Source organism: Georgenia sp. H159 (genome assembly GCF_035607575.1).
Taxonomy (GTDB): domain Bacteria; phylum Actinomycetota; class Actinomycetes; order Actinomycetales; family Actinomycetaceae; genus Oceanitalea.
Window position 1 is genome coordinate 1 of record NZ_JAYDZY010000017.1, and the last position, 16,801, is coordinate 16,801.

At 70.6% G+C, this 16,801-nt stretch carries 21 protein-coding genes, 2 pseudogenes and 1 riboswitch; of the genes and pseudogenes, 12 read left to right on the top strand and 11 right to left on the bottom strand.

What is annotated here, in order from left to right:
• Positions 1–230 (top strand): annotated as a pseudogene (locus VR894_RS17700) (hypothetical protein); the annotation flags it as partial.
• Here the strand turns inward: VR894_RS17700 and VR894_RS17705 are convergent.
• The 4 genes from VR894_RS17705 to VR894_RS17720 all read right to left on the bottom strand — a co-directional run bounded on the left by VR894_RS17705 (position 223) and on the right by VR894_RS17720 (position 4,009).
• On the bottom strand, positions 223–795 hold the full coding sequence (locus tag VR894_RS17705) for a CueP family metal-binding protein (RefSeq protein ID WP_324653680.1): 573 nt from the start codon (positions 793–795) through the stop codon (positions 223–225). The pseudogene VR894_RS17700 and the gene VR894_RS17705 overlap by 8 nt on opposite strands.
• 97 nt (positions 796–892) lie before the next feature.
• On the bottom strand, positions 893–1,864 hold the full coding sequence (gene ccsB / locus VR894_RS17710) for a c-type cytochrome biogenesis protein CcsB (protein ID WP_324653682.1): 972 nt from the start codon (positions 1,862–1,864) through the stop codon (positions 893–895).
• Positions 1,861–3,450: a cytochrome c biogenesis protein ResB gene (resB, locus tag VR894_RS17715; protein ID WP_324653684.1), complete on the bottom strand. Its 1,590-nt coding sequence runs from the start codon at positions 3,448–3,450 to the stop codon at positions 1,861–1,863. Before resB ends, ccsB begins: the two co-directional genes overlap by 4 nt.
• A gap of 157 nt (positions 3,451–3,607) precedes the next feature.
• On the bottom strand, positions 3,608–4,009 hold the full coding sequence (locus VR894_RS17720) for a four-helix bundle copper-binding protein (protein ID WP_324653686.1): 402 nt from the start codon (positions 4,007–4,009) through the stop codon (positions 3,608–3,610).
• A gap of 204 nt (positions 4,010–4,213) precedes the next feature.
• Positions 4,214–4,388: riboswitch (cyclic di-AMP (ydaO/yuaA leader) on the top strand.
• A gap of 144 nt (positions 4,389–4,532) precedes the next feature.
• Here VR894_RS17720 and VR894_RS17725 point away from each other — a divergent pair.
• A complete protein-coding gene (locus tag VR894_RS17725) occupies positions 4,533–5,231 on the top strand; it encodes a C40 family peptidase (RefSeq protein ID WP_324653687.1) in 699 nt (232 codons plus the stop codon).
• Positions 5,232–5,278: 47 nt separating this feature from the next.
• Here the strand turns inward: VR894_RS17725 and VR894_RS17730 are convergent, their stop codons facing one another.
• Positions 5,279–6,064, bottom strand: a complete 786-nt coding sequence (locus VR894_RS17730) for a cytochrome c biogenesis CcdA family protein (protein ID WP_324653688.1) — start codon at positions 6,062–6,064, stop codon at positions 5,279–5,281.
• Positions 6,065–6,067: 3 nt separating this feature from the next.
• Entirely contained in the window at positions 6,068–6,673 is a 606-nt protein-coding gene (locus tag VR894_RS17735; RefSeq protein WP_324653689.1) for a TlpA disulfide reductase family protein, read from the bottom strand.
• A 315-nt stretch (positions 6,674–6,988) separates the two neighbouring features.
• On the opposite strand from VR894_RS17735, the gene VR894_RS17740 reads away from it, so the two are divergent.
• The 7 genes and pseudogenes from VR894_RS17740 to VR894_RS17765 all read left to right on the top strand — a co-directional run bounded on the left by VR894_RS17740 (position 6,989) and on the right by VR894_RS17765 (position 10,896).
• A complete protein-coding gene (locus tag VR894_RS17740) occupies positions 6,989–7,213 on the top strand; it encodes a heavy-metal-associated domain-containing protein (RefSeq protein ID WP_324653691.1) in 225 nt (74 codons plus the stop codon).
• Entirely contained in the window at positions 7,210–7,362 is a 153-nt protein-coding gene (locus VR894_RS17745) for a hypothetical protein (protein ID WP_324653692.1), read from the top strand. The genes VR894_RS17740 and VR894_RS17745 overlap by 4 nt, the downstream gene beginning before the upstream one ends.
• A 32-nt stretch (positions 7,363–7,394) precedes the next feature.
• Positions 7,395–9,092 (top strand): annotated as a pseudogene (locus VR894_RS17750) (heavy metal translocating P-type ATPase); the annotation flags it as partial.
• Between the two features lie 54 nt (positions 9,093–9,146).
• Positions 9,147–9,527: a metalloregulator ArsR/SmtB family transcription factor gene (locus tag VR894_RS17755; RefSeq protein WP_324653693.1), complete on the top strand. Its 381-nt coding sequence runs from the start codon at positions 9,147–9,149 to the stop codon at positions 9,525–9,527.
• 192 nt (positions 9,528–9,719) lie between these two features.
• Positions 9,720–10,118, top strand: coding sequence for a CrcB family protein (locus VR894_RS17760; RefSeq protein WP_324653694.1), 399 nt, complete (start codon positions 9,720–9,722; stop codon positions 10,116–10,118).
• Entirely contained in the window at positions 10,115–10,327 is a 213-nt protein-coding gene (locus VR894_RS19150; RefSeq protein WP_413450579.1) for a DUF190 domain-containing protein, read from the top strand. Before VR894_RS17760 ends, VR894_RS19150 begins: the two co-directional genes overlap by 4 nt.
• Positions 10,315–10,896 (top strand): hypothetical protein, encoded by a 582-nt coding sequence (locus VR894_RS17765; protein ID WP_324653696.1) that lies wholly within the window; start codon positions 10,315–10,317, stop codon positions 10,894–10,896. Before VR894_RS19150 ends, VR894_RS17765 begins: the two co-directional genes overlap by 13 nt.
• Positions 10,897–11,017: 121 nt before the next feature.
• Here the strand turns inward: VR894_RS17765 and VR894_RS17770 are convergent, their stop codons facing one another.
• From VR894_RS17770 to cmtR, 5 genes are all read right to left on the bottom strand, one after another.
• On the bottom strand, positions 11,018–11,644 hold the full coding sequence (locus tag VR894_RS17770) for an isoprenylcysteine carboxylmethyltransferase family protein (RefSeq protein ID WP_324653698.1): 627 nt from the start codon (positions 11,642–11,644) through the stop codon (positions 11,018–11,020).
• Between the two features lie 14 nt (positions 11,645–11,658).
• On the bottom strand, positions 11,659–12,177 hold the full coding sequence (lspA, locus tag VR894_RS17775; protein ID WP_324653699.1) for a signal peptidase II: 519 nt from the start codon (positions 12,175–12,177) through the stop codon (positions 11,659–11,661).
• Between the two features lie 100 nt (positions 12,178–12,277).
• The gene (locus VR894_RS17780) at positions 12,278–12,886 is read right to left on the bottom strand and encodes a cadmium resistance transporter (RefSeq protein ID WP_324653701.1); all 609 of its coding nucleotides are present in this window, start codon (positions 12,884–12,886) and stop codon (positions 12,278–12,280) included.
• Between the two features lie 63 nt (positions 12,887–12,949).
• Positions 12,950–14,857, bottom strand: coding sequence for a cation-translocating P-type ATPase (locus VR894_RS17785; RefSeq protein WP_324653702.1), 1,908 nt, complete (start codon positions 14,855–14,857; stop codon positions 12,950–12,952).
• Entirely contained in the window at positions 14,854–15,213 is a 360-nt protein-coding gene (cmtR, locus tag VR894_RS17790; protein ID WP_324653704.1) for a Cd(II)/Pb(II)-sensing metalloregulatory transcriptional regulator CmtR, read from the bottom strand. Before cmtR ends, VR894_RS17785 begins: the two co-directional genes overlap by 4 nt.
• Positions 15,214–15,285: 72 nt before the next feature.
• Here cmtR and VR894_RS17795 point away from each other — a divergent pair, with 72 nt between their 5' ends.
• The 3 genes from VR894_RS17795 (at position 15,286) to VR894_RS17805 (ending at position 16,780) form a co-directional block, all read left to right on the top strand.
• Positions 15,286–15,660: a metalloregulator ArsR/SmtB family transcription factor gene (locus VR894_RS17795; protein ID WP_324653706.1), complete on the top strand. Its 375-nt coding sequence runs from the start codon at positions 15,286–15,288 to the stop codon at positions 15,658–15,660.
• Positions 15,660–16,571 (top strand): cation diffusion facilitator family transporter, encoded by a 912-nt coding sequence (locus VR894_RS17800; RefSeq protein WP_324653707.1) that lies wholly within the window; start codon positions 15,660–15,662, stop codon positions 16,569–16,571. Before VR894_RS17795 ends, VR894_RS17800 begins: the two co-directional genes overlap by 1 nt.
• Positions 16,572–16,639: 68 nt before the next feature.
• A complete protein-coding gene (locus VR894_RS17805; RefSeq protein WP_324653709.1) occupies positions 16,640–16,780 on the top strand; it encodes a hypothetical protein in 141 nt (46 codons plus the stop codon).
• Positions 16,781–16,801 lie beyond the last annotated feature (21 nt).

Here is a 16,801-nt window from a genome sequence, read left to right on the forward strand (position 1 = left end):
CGAGCAAGCCCACTACGCTGCAGTCAACCAAGAGCCGCAACCCGCATAGAAGCGGCAGAGAAGCCGTGACGGTTCACGGACAGGTGATCACGGCCGTGGGAAACGACCGCAACTTCACCGGCTGTCACTTGCACTTCGGGGTCTACGACCGTGGTGGGTACACCGACCCGATGCTGTTCCTGGCGGGCCCGGACGTGCCCGTGTGGGATGAGCGGCCGGTGGTCAGGTGAGCTGGAGGGTGGTCAGGCAGGTGGCGCCCTCGTCGGTGGTGGTGAAGTCCGTGGCACCGGTCCGCCCGTCGTAGCTGACCTCGACGGTGCCCTGGACGTCGCGGGGCAGCCAGAGTCCGACGAAGCCGTTGTCGAAGGTGGTCATCTCCTCTTCGAGGAGGACCTCTCCGTCGTCGTTGACGATCCGCACGTCGAGGTCCTGGCCGGTGAGCTCACCTTGGCAGGTGGTGAGGCTGTGGTAGAAGCACTCGTGGGTCTGGTCGACGTAGGGGGCCACGGACAGGTAGAAGCGGTCTTCGGGCATGTCCAGGGCCAGCTCCTGCTGCCCGTCGGAGAAGACCAGTTCGTCGGGGCGGATGGAGGCCATGAGGTCGGTGGGCCGGTCGGTGCCGCCGAGCCGGTCGAGGTGGTCGATGATCTCGGTGACGTCCATCCCCGCCAGGCCGTGGGCGTCGAGGAACTCGGCCTGGGCGCCGGTGGCTGCCTGCTCGGCGGGGGTGTCCGTGGTTGAGCACCCGGCAAGGACGAGCACGAGTGCCCCGATGGCTACGGCGAGTCGTTTCACGTTCTGCTCCTGTGTGGTTGTCCCGGCGGTTCGCAGGGGCATTCGGAACGGGATGAGGTGGGGGTTGCGCGGTCGGGGTGGGATTGGCTGACGCTGGTTAGAAGGCGTAGCCGTGGACGGTCTCGGTGAAGAGGTTGACCACGAAGTAGTTGATGAGCACGAGCACGAAGCCGGACAGGCCGAGGTAGGCGGCTTTGCGGCCGTCCCAGCCGCGGGTGGCGCGGGCGTGGAGGTAGGCGGCGTAGGTAACCCAGACGACGAAGGTGCCGACCTCCTTGGGGTCCCAGTCCCACGGGCGGCCCCAGGCGTGCTCCGCCCAGATCGCGCCGGCGATGAGGGTGAAGGTCCACAGCAGGAAGCCGACGGCGTTGAGCCGGTAGGCGTAGCGCTCGAGCTCGCCGGAGCCCGGGAGCACGTCAGCCAGCCGCCCCCAGAACCCGCGGTCCGCTGTTTCGGCGTGGTCACCGGAGGTTGCGGCGCCGCTTGTCCCGGTGAGCCCGCCGGCGCGGGCGACGGCGGGCTCACGCTGCTTGTGGCTCTCCAGGGCGGTCTGCTCCCCGCGCTGCTTGACCAGCTGGACCACCGACAGTACGGCGGCCACGGCGAAGACGCCGATCGCCATCGTTGCGACGGAGACGTGGATGACGAGCCAGTAGTGGTCCAGGGCGGGACTGACGCCGTCGGCCTTGACGTAGAACACGGACACCGCTAGCCCGAGGGCGAGCAGCGTGGGCGTGATGACCATTGCGCCGAGGTAGCGCAGGTCGCGCCAACGCTGGATGGCCAGGAACGTGCCGACCGCGACGAGGGTGAAGACGAGGGTGAACTCGTACATGTTCGCCCAGGGCACCCGCCCGGCGGCGATACCGCGGGTGACCACGCCAGTGGCGTGCAGGGCCAGGCCGGCGGTCGTCGTGGTCATCGCGGTGCGGGCGGCTCGGCGGGGCCGGCCTGCGGGGCCGCGGTCGCGCAGCGCGGACAGGTCGATGCCGAATGCGATCATGGCGAGGGCGTAGGCGGCCATGGCGCCGTAGATCACCAGCAGGCTGAGCTGGCCGAGGTCGTTCACGTGTCCTCCGGGGCGGTGGGGGTGGCGGCCCGAACCGCGGTCATGACGCGCTCGAGCTCGCGCTCGAGGCCGGGGTCGTCGCCGCGGGCCAGGGCGGCGGCCTCGACGAGGGTGTGGCCGGTGCCGTTCGGGGTGGTCTTGACCCACAGCCGGCGGCGGGGGGCGAACAGTGAGGCGGACAGGCCGGCCATGGCCGCGAGGGAGGAGACCAGCAGGAGGGTCAGGGTGGGGTCGTAGCGCAGGTCGATGGCCGCGAAACGGGGCAGGGACTCGAAGGAGATCGTGCCCAGCCCGTCGGGCAGCTCGACCTCCTCGCCGGGTGCGAGCAGGATCTTGACCTCCTGCTCCCCGTCCATCACCTGGGTCATGTCCTCGGTGTCGAGCTCGTAGACGTTCTGCGGGATGCCCTGGTCCAGGCCGAGGTCACCGGTGTAGAGGTCCAGGACGATGAGCGGCGCGTTGGGTTGGGGGTGCACCGAGCGCAGCCCGTCCTCCTCGGACATGGCAGTGGGCAGCAGGTAGCCGGTGAAGCCGAGCTGGTCCAGGCCGGGGGAGACGTCGGGGACCTTGACCACGCCGCGGGAGGTGTAGAAGTCGTCCTCGGGCAGGAAGGGCACCGGCTGGGAGAACGCCACCTGCCCCTCGGCGTCACGCACGGTCAGGTGGGGGGCGAAGCCGTTGCCGGCCAGGTAGATGTTCGCGCCGGCTGCGGTGATCGGGTAGTTGACCCGGATGGTGTCCTCGTAGCGCCGGCCGTCAGGCTCGGTGACCGTGACCCGGGCGGCGAAGTCGCGGGCCTGGGCGTCGACGGTGAACCGGGAGGTGAGCTCGGTCAGGGAGAAGGTGAAGGGCTCGAGGTCGGCGCCGGTGACCATGGACCCGGGGGTGAAGGTGTCGTAGTCGACGAGGGAGTTGGCGAAGGTGCGGCCTTCGACGACGACGGCCTGTCCGCGGTAGGCGACCAGCTGCGCGGCACCCAGGGCGACGAGCACCCCGATCAGGGACAGGTGGAAGACGATGTTGCCGGTCTCGCGCAGGTAGCCACGTTCGGCGCTGATCCCTTCCGCGGTCACGGCCACCCGGAAGCGGCGGCCCAGCGCCGAGCGGACCGCCCCGGTCACCTCCTCGGTGGTGGCGGTGGTCGTGTGCGTGTCCCGGACGGGGAAGCGGGTCAGGCGGCGCGGGACACGGGAGGGTGCCGCGCGTAGCGCGGTGATGTGGGCCTTGGTGCGGGGCAGGATGCAGCCGATGAGGGAGATGAACAGCAGCAGGTAGATGGCGGCGAACCAGGGCGCGGCGTAGATGTCGAGCAGGCCAAGGCGCTCGAGCCAGGTGGCGAGCTGGGGCCGGTCGGCGCGCAGGGTGGCCACGCCGGCGGGGTCCTGGGGGATCTGCGGGATGAACGCGCCGGGCAGCGCGGCCAGGGCGAGCAGCATGAGCAGCAGCAGCGCCACCCGCATGGAGGTGAGCTGGCGCCAGGCCCAGCGCAGCCAGCCGCGCACACCGATCCCGGCGGGGGCCGGGGACTGGGGCGGCATGTCCTGCGCCTCGTCCATGGTTCGCAGACCGGCGGGACGGTAAGCCATCACACAGTCCTCACGTAAGCCGACGACCGGGGACCCGTGCACACACGGGGACGCTAACCCACCGTCCTGAAAGACCGGGAATGCCGGTTAAGGTTTGATTAAGATGCGTCGGTTTCGGTGTGGCGACGCGACGGTCGGGGCTGTGGTGCGGGCGTCGTCAGCCGATGGTGGCGAGGAGCTCGGTGCAGGCCTGCTCGCAGGCACGGCAGGCCTCGGCGCAGATGCGGCAGTGCTCATGGTGGCCGGCATGGGCAGCGCACTCATCCCCGCAGGAGCGACATGCCTGGATGCAGGCCTGGAGCAGGGCGCGGGTGAGGTTGGCGTCATAGCCGGTGTGCCGGGACAGCACGCGGGCTGTGGTGTCGCAGATATCGGCGCAGTCGAGGTTGGTCCGGATGCACTTGCGCAGCTGGTCGACCATGTCCTCGCTGAGGCAGGCGTCCGCGCAGGCGGTACAGGCCTGGGAACACGCCACCAGGGCCTCGATCGCCCGCGCGAGCGGGTCGACGTCGAGGCCGATCTCGCCGGGGTGGGTGGTGATCATCTCCGCGGTTCTCATTGTCTTCCTCCATCTCTGATTGCTTGCCCCGTGTCGGTGCGGGCTTGCGACGTTACGCGGGGTGCCCGGGGGGTGCCTGGGCAGGAGTCGTGATGTTGATGAAGGTTTGATGAACTCTTCCCGTAGGGCCGTTATCGAACCGTGATCCTGGGGTTGGCGTGTGTAGCGTCGCTTCTGCTTCTTGCCCCCTTCATCGCAGAAGCTCACGTGCGGACGCCGAGCCCTGCCACCGCACTGTGGTCCTCGATCGTCCGTGGCAGGGACGGGGAACCCGATGTGGGCCTGCGTGCAGGTCCTTGGGGTGAAGCTCGATGCCTGAGCCGGGTGTGCTCCTACCCGAACCCGACAGCTGACCTCGTAGGCGCCCTGGAGAGGTTTACCCGTGACATCTAGCCACACCCGTGGTCGGCACCGTGCCGAGGGCCGTCCCGTTACCGTTTTCTCATCACTGGGTCCGTGCTTGAAGGGTCCGGCCGCGCGTCGTGCCGCGCTTGCCGCGGCTTCCTCCGGTTTGGTGCTGACCATGGCCACGACCACCGCCTCTGCGATGGAGCCGGTCCACCCCGACCCGCCGGTGGTCGGCACCCAGGCCAGCGATACCCCGACGGCGAGTGCGCAGGCCAGTGGTACCGAGACCGCGGAGGTCACCCACACCGTCGTCTCCGGTGACACCGTGTGGAAGCTGGCGCAGCGCTACGACAGTACGATCTCGGCGATCGTCACCGCCAACGGTCTGAACGCGCAGGCGCTGATCCGTGTCGGTGAGGTGCTGACGATCCCCCAGGGGCAGGCGAGCGTGTCGGCGACGACGTCGACGGCGGTCACTGAGCGGGAGGCTGCTTCGGCCTCGCGCTCGGCTTCCCGCAGCGAGGCCCCGCCGGCCAACACGTCGGGCAATGCTGTCCTTGACATCGCCTACCGGTACGTCGGCACCCCTTACGTGTGGGGCGGGTCGACCCCGGCGGGCTTTGACTGCTCGGGGTTCACCCAGTACGTCTACGCCCAGGCGGGCATCTCCATCCCGCGGTCCTCGGCGGCGCAGCGCAACGCGGGCACGCAGGTCTCGGCGTCCCAGGCCCAGCCGGGTGACCTGGTGTGGTGGCCCGGGCATGTGGGGATCTACGTGGGTGGGGGGCAGTACATCGCGGCCTTCAGCCCGGGTAACCCGCTGTCGGTGCGTGACATCTACAAGGCCAACCCGACGTTCATCCGGGTGGGCTGAGCAGCGGTGGTGGCCCGCAGCTGGCTGCGGGCCACCACCGGCCCGGGTCAGACGAGGGTCTGGAAGTTGGCGACGAGGCCCTGCAGGTAGCCCGACACCCAGATCCACAGCCCGGTGACCATCGCGAGTCCGAGCAGGACGAGCAGCCCGCCGCCGAGGCGTTGGAAGGCGCGGCGGTGGCGGCGCAGGAAGCCCAGTGCGCGGGTCGAGCGGGACAGCAGCATCGCCCCGGCGACGAACGGGACACCGAGGCCGAGGCTGTAGGCGAACACGAGGACCCCGCCGCGGGCGGGATCGGCCTCGCTGAAGGCGAGGCTGAGGACCGCGGCCAGGGTGGGGCCCATGCAGGGCGCCCAGCCCAGCCCGAACACGACACCGAGGAGCGGCGCTCCCCACAGGCCCTGCCGGGGGGTCAGGTGCAGGCGGCGGTCGCGTTGCATGAGTGGGACGTAGCCCATGAAGGCCAGGCCCATGAGCACGACCAGCGCGCCGAGGATGCGGGTGGTGAGGTCGAGCCAGGGGGCGAGCAGGATCCCGAGCCAGGCGAAGATGACGCCGAGCAGGACGAACACGGCGGTGAAGCCGGCGACGAAGAGCAGTACCCCGGCCAGGAGCCGCCCGTCACGGACCTTGGTCTGCTGCCCGCCAGGCAGGCGGGCGCCGGGGGTGGTGGCCCCGGCCATGCCGCTGAGGTAGCCGACGTACCCAGGCAGCAGGGGCAACACGCACGGGGAGGCGAAGGAGATAAATCCGGCGATCGCGGCCACGGGGAGCGCGGCGAGCATGGGGCCGGTGAGCACGGTGCTGGCGAAGAAGGAGCCGAGCTGGTCCATCGCTCAGGCCGTCTCGGCGAGGGTGTCGTCGATGAGGCCGCGCAGCGTGGTGGGGTCGATCTGGCCCATGATGCGGGCGGCGACCCGGCCCTGGCGGTCCAGGACCACGGTGGTGGGCATGGCCTGGAGTGGCACGAGTCCTTGGAAGGCGGCCACGGCGGCGGCTCCTTGGTCGTGGATGGAGGGGTAGGGGACCTGGAAGGTGCGCTCGAAGGCCTGGGCGGTGGCGGCGTCGTCGCGGGGGTTGACCCCGAGCAGCTGCACCCCCTGGGGGGTGTAGTCCTCGTGGATGGCCCGCAGGTCCCCGGCCTCGGCGCGGCACGGCGGGCAGGCGGCATACCAGAAGTTGACCACCACCACCTCCCCGCGCCACTGGCTCAGGTCGACCTCCTCGCTGTCGTAGGTCTGACCGATGAGCTCGATGGCGCCGTCGCGCTGCTGCGGCTCCCAGGTCGCCAGGGACCCGTCTCCGGCGATGTAGCCGGCGCCGGAGTCTTGTCCCGCGTCGGTCTGGGCGGTGGCGGCACAGCCGCTCAAGGCCACGACGGTGGCCAGGGCGGCCGCCGTGAGCACGCGCCTGAGGGGTGCCCGACGCCTGGAGGGTCTCACGCTTGTCACCTTTCCCAACCGAAACCCCGCCCGGGGCTCACTGATCGCTGCACTGGTCCGGCGACCATCGTCGCCGCTTTGGTGGGAAGTTCCCCAACCGGGGGGCGACCGGGCCGGTTCTTAACCGAATCTTCACCGTTCACCAGGCGGTGCCGCCGGTGCGGCGACCCCTTCGGGAACCGCGAGGATCCACGCGTTTTCGGAGCACGCTTGCCGTGCCAGCACCATAACCCGGCCACTTGTCCAGCGTACCCCCAGGGGGTATAAAAAGATGGTGCCGTCCTGGCACGCACCACCGATCAAGGGGAGGCCCTCATGGCTACCAGTACCTTCAGCGTTACCGGCATGACTTGCGGCCATTGCGTCGGCTCCGTGGCCGAGGAGGTCGGCAAGATCGCCGGCGTCCAGAACGTCGAGGTCGACCTGGTCGCCGGTGGAGAGTCGACAATCAAGGTCTCCAGCGCCGGCGACGTACCGGTGGATGAGGTCCGAGCGGCCGTGGACGAGGCCGGCTATGAGCTCACCGGGACGCCTGCGTGAGGAGCAGTGCCAAGTTGACCGGGTTCGCGTTGGTCCTGGCCCTGGCGCTGGGCGCCGGCTATGGGCTGGGGTCGGTGCTCGGCCCGGATGAGCCCGACGCCGCCGCGGGCCCGGGTGTGGTGGAGCTGGAGGAGGCCGCCGCCCGCTGAGGTCGGTGGCCCAAGGGGATGGAGGTGAGTCGATGAGTCAGCAGGTCATCGAGCTGGAGATCGGCGGGATGACGTGCTCCTCGTGCGCGGCCCGGGTGGAGAAGAAGCTCAATCGGATGCCCGGGGTCGAGGCGAGCGTGAACTTCGCAACCGAGCGGGCCAAGGTCGCCCTACCAGAGGGTGCCTCCGTCCAGGACGCGCTGGCCACGGTCGAGGCCACCGGGTACACCGCGCGGCTGCGTGAGGATCCCGGGACGGCCCCGGCCGAGGAAACGGCCCGGGACGCCGAGCCTGACGCCGTGGCCGAGCTGCGGCGGCGGGTGATCATCTGCGCGGTCCTGACGTTGCCGGTGCTGGCCTTCATGTTCCGGCCGCTGCAGTTCGACAACTGGCAGTGGCTCTCCCTGACCCTTGCCGCCCCGGTCGTGGTGTGGGGGGCCTGGCCCTTCCACCGGGCCGCATGGATCAACGCCAAACACGCCGCCGCGACGATGGACACCCTGATCAGCATCGGGGTGACCGCAGCATTCGGCTGGTCCCTGTACGCCCTGTTCCGGGGCGGGGCGGGGCACCCGGACATGCGCATGGACTTCCACCTCATCCCCGAACGGGGTGGCGGCGCGAATGAGATCTACCTCGAGGTCGCCGCCGCGGTGACGACGGCGATCTTGCTGGGCCGCTACTTCGAGGCCCGCGCCAAGCGCCAGTCCGGGGCCGCGCTGCGTGCCCTGCTGGAGATGGGCGCCAAGGATGTGGCCGTGGTCCGCGACGGCCGTGAGGTGCGGGTGGCGGTGGGCCAGCTGGCGGTGGGCGATGAGTTCATCGTGCGGCCGGGGGAGAAGATCGCCACCGACGGTGTCGTCGTCGAGGGCGCCTCCGCGGTCGATGCCTCCATGCTCACCGGTGAACCGGTCCCGGTCGAGGTCGGACCGGGTGACGGCGTGGTGGGGGCGACCGTCAACGCCGGCGGCCGGCTCCTGGTACGCGCCACTCGGGTGGGCGCCGACACCCAGCTGGCGCAGATGGCCCGCCTGGTGGAGGAGGCCCAGACCGGTAAGGCCCCCGTCCAGCGGCTGGCCGACCGCATCTCGGCGGTCTTCGTCCCGGTTGTCATCACCCTGGCGGTGGCGACGCTGGGCTTCTGGCTGGGCTACGGGGCGGGCGCTGAGCTGGCGTTCACCGCCGCGGTGGCCGTGCTCATCATCGCCTGCCCGTGCGCGTTGGGCCTGGCCACCCCGATGGGCCTGATGGTCGGCACCGGCCGCGGCGCCCAGCTCGGCATCCTCATCAAGGGCCCAGAGATCCTGGAGTCCACCCGCCGGGTGGACACCATCGTGCTGGACAAGACCGGCACCGTCACCACCGGGCAGATGCGCCTGGTGGACGTCGTGCCCGCCGCCGGCGGCGAGGCGGACACGGTACTGCGGCTGGCCGGCGCACTGGAGAACGCCTCCGAACACCCGATCGCCGCGGCCATCGCCGCCGGAGCGCGCGAGCGCCTCGGTGACCTGCCGGCCGTGGAGTCCTTCGCCAACACCCAGGGCCTGGGAGTGTCCGGGACCGTCGAGGGACATGCCGTCATCGCCGGTCGGGCGCGGTGGCTGACCGAGCAGTCAGCCCAGCCACTACCGGCCGAGCTCGCCGCCGTCCTGGAGGAGGCGGAGGGCGCCGGGCGCACCGCGGTGGCCGTGGGCTGGGACGGGCGCATCGAGGGGATCGTCATCGTGTCGCCAAACTATCTGCTCAGCTATGCAGATAGCAAGCGAGGTCGGTAGGATCTGGGCGTGCACGATGAGCCGGTACGCCCCGTTGCCGACGACGAGCATGCGCAGATCGCCGCGGCCACCTTCCGCATGCTCTCTGACCCGACGCGGGTGAAGATCCTATGGGCCGTGTTCCAGAGCGAGGCGAACGTCAACTCCCTGGCGGAGAGCGTGGGGGCCACACCCGCCGCGGTGAGCCAGCACCTGGCCAAGCTGCGCCTGGCCGGTCTGGTCCGGACACGACGGGAGGGCACCTTCATCTACTACTCGGCCACCGACACCCACGTCCACCGCCTGCTGGCCGAGTCCCTGTCCCACGCCGAACACGTCACCGGCGCCGCCGCCGAGGCAGACCCTCACAGTTACCGGGCGCAGGCAACGGCCAGCTCAGTATCCGGATAGGCAGGCTTCCCCCACTACCGACGCGTCGCCGCGAGTACGGCCAAAGATGCGGTTCCACCGCCAACGGCTCCTACGGCACACGAAGGAGGAACGCGCATGCCTCGGTGTCGCAACCAGATGAGTCCCAATCCTGATCCGATACTCCACGCCGCTGAGCCTGGCATCCGGCCGCGAATATCGCTCGACGTCCCGGTGGTCATCGCCGCCGGGGGTGCGCTCGGCGCGGTCGGACGCTACGGGCTCACTGTCGTGATGCCGCACAACCAAGGTGGATTCCCCTGGGCGACGTTCTGGACGAACGTGGCCGGGTGCCTGCTGATCGGGGTGGTCATGGTGATGCTGACCGAGGGTGCGGGTCGCCCGCACCGACTCGTGCGTCCATTCGTCGGGGTCGGCATCCTCGGGGGCCTCACCACGTTTTCGACGTACACCGTGGATATAAATCGGCTGGTCGCGGCGGGAACGCCGGGCACAGCACTGGTCTACATGTTCGCCACGCTCGCCGCGGCGCTGGTCGCGGTACAGGTCGGCATGGTCATGACCCGTTGGGCCACCCGTGCCCGGCGCACCGGGAAGGACACGGAGACATGAGCGAAGGGCGCAGGCTGTTGCGGCTGACAGTCCTGGTCGGGGAGTCTGACCAGTGGCACCACCGGCCCGTCTATGCCGAGATCGTCCACCGGGCCCGCGACGCGGGCCTTGCGGGAGCGTCGGTCCCGCGGGTGGTTCCCAGCAGCACACCGGCGCGTCCGTCCCGATCGCGGCCTACGGTCCCGGTGCGGCGAACGTGGCCGGGCTGACCGACGACACCGACACCTTCTTCACCACGATGAACGTCCTCGAGCTCAACGGGGACCTGGAGTCCCTGAGCGCTTCTGCCACGATCGCGCTCGACCCCTCGCCGGTCGCGCCCGGTGAGGCCGTGACCGCATCGACGTCCGAGCTGAACGGTGACCGTCAGGTCCTCGCCACCGTGGGCGACGAGCCTGTGGGCCAGGCCGACGTCATCGACGGCGTCGCCTCGTTCGACCTCACGGCGCCCGACACCCCGGGTGAGTACCCCGTCGTGCTCACCGGCCTGCAGACGGGCACGGAGCTCACCGCCTCGCTCGTCGTCTCCCAGTCGCCGACCACACCCACGCCCGACGACACCGACGAAACCGACGACAACGGGACGGACGCTGGCGGTGGCGTAGACCCTGATGGCACCGGTGGCTCTGGCCTCGGCGCCGCTCCAGACTCGGCCGGCGGGCCCCTGGCAGTGACCGGCGCGGAGGCTGCACAGGCAGCACTGCTGGCGGTCCTGCTGCTCGGCTCCGGTGGCGCCGCCCTGTGGCTGCGCAACCAGCGTCTCACGCGGGCCCACTGACCAACGCACCACACGAAAACCCACAGGGAGGCCGTCGCCCCACTCCGGGCGACGGCCTCCCGCCGCCCTGGGTGAGGTCCGCATCCCAGCGCCGGGCCAGGCGGTCCGGGGCTCCCGGCGGCTAGGAGGTGTGCGGCGCGAGCGTGCCGAGACCGGGGAGGAACCGGCCGACCCGCTGGGCGTAGCGGGCGTAGGCGGGGCCGTGGGTGCGCAGCAGGTATGGCTCCTCGACGAGGCGGACCTGGATCTCCACCGCGAGGAGCAGGCAGGCCAGCGCCGCGGCGGTCAGGGCCGTCGGGACCAGGACGGTCAGTCCGAGCAGCGCGGTCAGCATCGCGGTGAAGATCGGGTTGCGGACCACGGCGAACATGCCGGAGGTGACCAGGCCGGTGCGCTCGGTGGTGTCGACACCGATCCGCCAGGAGGCGCCCATGCCGGCCTGGGCGGCCAGGACGGCGGCGAAGCCGGCGATGGCCACTGCCAGGCCCGCCCACTGGACGGCCGGGGGCGGGGTGATGGGGGCCGTGGTGCCGGTGAGGGCCAGGGCGGGGCCCGCGGCGCCGAGGGCGAGGGCGGCGGCGAAGAGGATCCCGCCCCACCACTCGGCCGATCCGGGGGCGCCGCTCAGGCCGCGGAAGCCGGTGGAACCGGTACGGCGCCGGTGGATCCAGGAGCGCGCACCGAACGCGGCGACGAGGCCGGCCAGGTACAGGGTCAGTGCCGCAGCGGCTGCGACGTCAGCGGTCATGGGGTCTCCTCGGCTCAGGTCGCACGTTCTGCGGCCGTCGGGTTCTCGGTCGTGTCGCCGCTGATGAGGGCTACCAGGACCAGGGTTATCGCCCCGCCGGTGATGTAGACATCAGCGAGGTTGAAGGTGGGGAACCAGCCGGTGTGCAGGTAGTCGGTCACGACGCCGTCGGGGGCACGATCGATCAGGTTTGCCACCGCACCCGCCAGGATCAGGGCCAGTGCCAGCCACGTTGAGCGCGTCGCGGTGCGGGTGGCACGCCAGGTGAAGACAGCCAGCGCGCCGATGATGAGCCCCGTGATGGCGAGCACGACGCCGGCTGGCAGGCGAGCGCCGAGGCTGAAAGCCATCCCAGCGTTGAAACCGAGGCGAAGCTCGACGGGCCCCAAGTCCACCGAGCGACCGTCGGCCAGTGCTCCACCTGCCCACGCCTTCACTGCCAGGTCGATCGCGGTCAGCAGCGTGATGGTGACGACGAGGGCGACCCGAGCCCGGGTGCCACTCCTCGCTGAGGTGAGATCCGGTGTGGTCATGAGGACGCCGTTCGTGTGTTGGTCATCGCCGCAGGCACAACTTCCAGCACGTCAGGGCTCACGGCTACCCCGTGAGACGAGCCGTCGAGCGTCAGCGACCTCATAGGCCAAAGGCCCCACCCTCGAGGAGGATGACGACGCCCAGGCCGATGAGGACCAGCGGGAAGAGGATGTGTTCCCAGCGTTCGAGGACCTCGGCGATCGGCCGGCGGGTGGCGACATACTTCGCTGCGAGCACGAGGAGGCCCACCAGGGCGAGGAAGACGAGGCAGTAGGCGATGATCGCGGTGGTAGACGCGGTGGCGAAGACGGGGACGTAGACCCCGATGTTGTCCCCGCCGTTAGCGAACGTCACGGCCGCCACCGTCAGGACTCCGACCTGCTTGTCGGCGACCTTGGCCTCGTCGTCGTCGTCATCGTCGTCGCGGTTGCGCCACGCGTGCCACGCCGCGTACAGGCCCAGGGCGAGGGGGATGAGACCGAAGTAGGGCAGGGCGGCCTCGGGCAGGAAGGAGCGAGCTCCCAGGGAGACCACCACGGCGGCCAGCAGGATGCCCCCGAAGCCGAGGTACTGGCCGGCGAGGATCTTGCGGGTGGTGCCCCGCTGGCCGGCGCCGCGGGCGTAGAAGAGGGACAGGATGATGATGTCGTCGATGTTCGTGGCCACGAACAGACCGAGCGCTTGCAGGATCGGGGTGAGCAGGTCCATCAGTGCCTTTCAGGGCGCGCCGAACCGCCGGCGGTGGTCAATGGGGCCGCGTTGGCCCGCGGGTCAGCGTCCGGGCGCGGTGGCGTGGTGGGTGCGTGCGGCGCGCAGGCCGTTGAGGATGACCAGGACCTCGGCGATCTCGTGGATGAGCACGACGGCTGCCAGGCCCAGGACGCCGGTGATGGCCAGGGGTGGCAGGGCGGCGATGATGAGCAGCGACAGGATGATGTTCTGGTTGACGATGCGCCGCCCGCGTCGGGCGTGGGTGATGGCCTGGGGCAGGAGGCGCAGGTCCTGGCCGGTGAAGGCGATGTCGGCGGACTCGATCGCGGCGTCGGAGCCGGTGGCTCCCATGGCGATCCCGACGTCGGCTGCGGCCAGGGCGGGGGCGTCGTTGATGCCGTCGCCGATCATCGCGGTGGGCCGGTGGGCGCTGAGCTCGTCCACGGCGGCGGACTTTCCTTCGGGGCGCAGCTCGGCGCGCACGTCGGTGATGCCGGCCTGCGCCGCGAGGGCGCGCGCGGTGCGCTCGTTGTCACCGGTGAGCATCGTGAGGCCGATGCCGCGGCCCGCCAGGGTCTGGATGACCTGGGGGACCTCGGGACGTAGCTCGTCGCGCACCCCGATCGCCCCGGCGACCGTGCCGCCGCGGTGGACGACGACGACGGTCATCCCTTGGGCCTCCAGGTCACGCACTCGGTCGGTGAGGTGGCCGGGGTCGACCCAGCGGGGGCTGCCGACCCGCACTACGGCGCCGTCCACGGTGCCGTAGATGCCGTGACCGGCTTCCTCGGTGATGCCGTGACCGGCGGGGGTGGCGGGGGCGGCCTGGGTGATGGCGGTGGCGAGGGGGTGGGTGCTGTGCTGCTCGAGCGCGGCGGCCCAGGCCAGGACCTGCTCCTCGGTCACGTCCATCGCGGGGACGACGGCGGTGACGGTGGGCCGGTTGGCGGTCAGGGTCCCGGTCTTGTCGAAGGCGACGTGCCCGATGCTGCCGAAGCGTTCGAAGATCGCGCCGCTCTTGATGATGACGCCGAACTTGCTGGCCGAGCCGACCGCGGAGACCACGGTGATGGGCACGGCGATCGCCAGCGCACACGGGGAGGCGGCCACGAGCACGACCAGGGCGCGGGTGATCCAGGTCTGCGGGTCACCAGCGAGGGAGCCGATGACGGCGACCAGCACGGCCAGGACCAGGACGCCGGGCACGAGCGGGCGGGCGATGCGGTCGGCCAGCCGGGCGCGCTGCCCCTTCTCGGCCTGGGCGCGTTCGACCAGGCTCACGATCGTGGTCAGGGAGTTGTCGGTGCCGGCGGCGGTCGCCTCGACCTGCAGGGCCCCGGTGGTGTTGATCGCCCCGGCGGACACCTCATCGCCGGGGCCGGCCTCGACGGGGATGGACTCCCCGGTGATGGCGGAGGTGTCCAGGCTGCTGTGGCCGGTCCGTACGATGCCGTCGGTGGCGATGCGCTCACCGGGCCGAATCACCATGACCTGCCCCGCGGTGAGGTCACGTGCCGGGACCGTAGTGGTCTGACCGTCGGTGAGGACGGTGGCGCTCTGGGGCACGAGCTTGAGTAGTGCGCGTAGGCCGGCCCGCGCCCGGTCCATGGCGCGGTCTTCCAGGGCCTCGGCGATGGAGTAGAGGAAGGCCAGGGCCGCTGCCTCTTCCACGTGGCCGAGGATGACCGCGCCGGTGGCGCTCATGGTCATGAGGAGCGCGATGCCGAGCTTGCCCGTGGCGAGCCTGCGCAGCGCACCGGGGACGAAGGTGGAGGCCCCGAGCAGCAGACCGACCCAGAACAGCACCGGCGCCGCCTCTTCGGCCCCGGACCACTCGAAGATCCATCCGGCGATGAAGGCCACCCCCGAGGCGACCGGGACCATGACCGCGCGGTCAGCCCACCACGGAACGTCGTGGTCGTGGTGGGTCTCGAGCTGCTCGACGGGCGTGTGGGTGGTCGCGCTCATGCCACGGTCCCGCTCGGGCAGCAGCCGGGCACCGTGCAGCTGGCATCCACGCACGGGGCGTTCTCATCGACCGCCAGCGTCACCTCGACCAGCGCGGTCATCGCCGCCCCCAGGTGGGGGTCGGCGATCTCATACCGCGTCTGGCGCCCCTCGGGCTCGGCCACGACGATGCCGCAGTCCCGCAGACAGGTGAGGTGGTTCGACACGTTCGACCGGGTCAGGCCCAGGTCCCGGGCCAGCGCCGCCGGGTAGCTCGGGCCCTCGAGGAGTGTCATGAGGATCCGGGAGCGGGTCGGGTCGGCCATCGCCCGGCCCAGCCGGTTCATCACGTCCAGCCGCGAAGCAATAGTCAGCATGCGCTGACCATACAGCACACGCTGACTTCTGAGAGTAACACCTACACATCTGCATAGGTGTATGGTTGTGGCATGACTGTGACGCCGTTGGATTCGTGTCAGGTCACCGCCGTCCATCCGGAGAAGGTGGCGCTGACCCGGGAGAAGATCCCCGACGAGCGCGAGGCCGGCAGGTTGGCCGGGCTGTTCAAGCTCCTGGGGGACCCGCGCCGTGCCCGGGTGCTGTATGCGTTGCTGGAGGCCGGCGAGCTGTGCGTGTGCGACCTGGCGGCGTCGGTGGACGTCCCGGAGGCGTCGGTGTCCCAGGTGCTGCGCCTGCTGCGCACCGCGGGTGTGGTGGCCAACCGGCGGGAGGGCCGGATGGTGTACTACCGCCTCGCTGACGGGCATGTGCGGATGCTGCTGGACGTCTCCCGTGAGCACGCCCGCCACGAGGGGCAGGGCTGATGGGCGCGGGACACAGCCACGCCCCGGCGACCGGGCACGCCGGGGGCCGCTACCGTCGGCGGCTGGCCGGGGCGTTCGCCCTGACCGCCAGCTTTTTCCTCATCGAGCTCGTCGCGGGGCTGGTGTCGGGGTCCTTGGCGCTGCTGTCGGATGCCGGGCACATGGCTGCCGATGTGGTGGTGCTGGGTGCCGCCCTGCTCGCGACGCGCATCGCGAGCCGCCCGGACTCCTCGGGGCGACGCACCTACGGCTCCTACCGGGCCGAGGTGTTCGCCTCGGCGCTGGCGGTGCTGGCGATGCTCGCGGTCGGGGTGTACGTGGTGGTCGAGGCCATCAGCCGGCTGGGTGATGCGCCGGAGGTGGCCTCCGGGGCCATGCTCGCGGTCGGGTTCGCCGGTCTGGTGATCAACATCGTCTCCATGCTGCTGCTGCGCAGCGGGTCGAAGGAGAGCCTGAACGTCAAGGGCGCCTACTACGAGGTGATCGCCGACGCGGCGGGGTCGGTGGGCGTCATGGTCGCCGGTGTGCTGATCATCCTCACCGGTCAGCCGATCTGGGACATCGTGGTCGCGGCTCTCATCGCGGTGTTCGTCATCATCCGGGCTGTGGTGCTGGGCCGGCAGGTGATCGCGGTCCTGGGCCAGCACGCCCCTGAGGGGGTCAACCCGGAGGAGGTCGCCGGTGCCCTGGACGCGGTCCAGGGGGTGGAGGAGGTCCACGACCTGCACGTGTGGACCCTGACGTCGGGGATGAACGTGGCCACCGCCCATCTCGTGGCTGGGCAGGACGCTGACCACAACGCCGTCCTGATCACCGCACGGGAGGTGTTGCGCGACCGGTACGGCATCGAGCACGCTACCTTGCAGGTGGAGGCCGCCGGCAGTGGCGGCTGTCACGACCTGAGCTGGTAGCACTGCCACCGGCAGCCCGCTCATGAGACCCCGCTGCACATACTCAAGCCGACGTCACGGAGCGCGCGATGACCGCGAAGCAGGGCAAGGGTCCCGGGCCGGACAAGGGCCAGCGGCGGGCACGGCGCGGTGTGGTGCTCACGCTGCTGGGGATCGGCCTGGTCGCCGCGGCGTACGTGGTGACGATCGTGGTCATGGTGGTGCGGTGACGTGGCCGTGGGGTGTGGTCC

Excerpts from the sequence above, each read along its gene's own strand:
- VR894_RS17795 (WP_324653706.1), top strand. The coding sequence starts at position 15,286 with ATGACTGTGACGCCGTTGGATTCGTGTCAGGTCACCGCCGTCCATCCG.
- VR894_RS17780 (WP_324653701.1), bottom strand. The coding sequence starts at position 12,886 with ATGGACCTGCTCACCCCGATCCTGCAAGCGCTCGGTCTGTTCGTGGCC.
- VR894_RS17725 (WP_324653687.1), top strand. The coding sequence starts at position 4,533 with ATGGCCACGACCACCGCCTCTGCGATGGAGCCGGTCCACCCCGACCCG.
- VR894_RS17785 (WP_324653702.1), bottom strand. The coding sequence starts at position 14,857 with ATGAGCGCGACCACCCACACGCCCGTCGAGCAGCTCGAGACCCACCAC.
- lspA (WP_324653699.1), bottom strand. The coding sequence starts at position 12,177 with ATGACCACACCGGATCTCACCTCAGCGAGGAGTGGCACCCGGGCTCGG.
- resB (WP_324653684.1), bottom strand. The coding sequence starts at position 3,450 with ATGGCTTACCGTCCCGCCGGTCTGCGAACCATGGACGAGGCGCAGGAC.
- VR894_RS17800 (WP_324653707.1), top strand. The coding sequence starts at position 15,660 with ATGGGCGCGGGACACAGCCACGCCCCGGCGACCGGGCACGCCGGGGGC.
- VR894_RS17740 (WP_324653691.1), top strand. The coding sequence starts at position 6,989 with ATGGCTACCAGTACCTTCAGCGTTACCGGCATGACTTGCGGCCATTGC.
- VR894_RS17720 (WP_324653686.1), bottom strand. The coding sequence starts at position 4,009 with ATGAGAACCGCGGAGATGATCACCACCCACCCCGGCGAGATCGGCCTC.
- cmtR (WP_324653704.1), bottom strand. The coding sequence starts at position 15,213 with ATGCTGACTATTGCTTCGCGGCTGGACGTGATGAACCGGCTGGGCCGG.
- VR894_RS19150 (WP_413450579.1), top strand. The coding sequence starts at position 10,115 with ATGAGCGAAGGGCGCAGGCTGTTGCGGCTGACAGTCCTGGTCGGGGAG.
- VR894_RS17805 (WP_324653709.1), top strand. The coding sequence starts at position 16,640 with ATGACCGCGAAGCAGGGCAAGGGTCCCGGGCCGGACAAGGGCCAGCGG.
- VR894_RS17770 (WP_324653698.1), bottom strand. The coding sequence starts at position 11,644 with ATGACCGCTGACGTCGCAGCCGCTGCGGCACTGACCCTGTACCTGGCC.
- VR894_RS17730 (WP_324653688.1), bottom strand. The coding sequence starts at position 6,064 with ATGGACCAGCTCGGCTCCTTCTTCGCCAGCACCGTGCTCACCGGCCCC.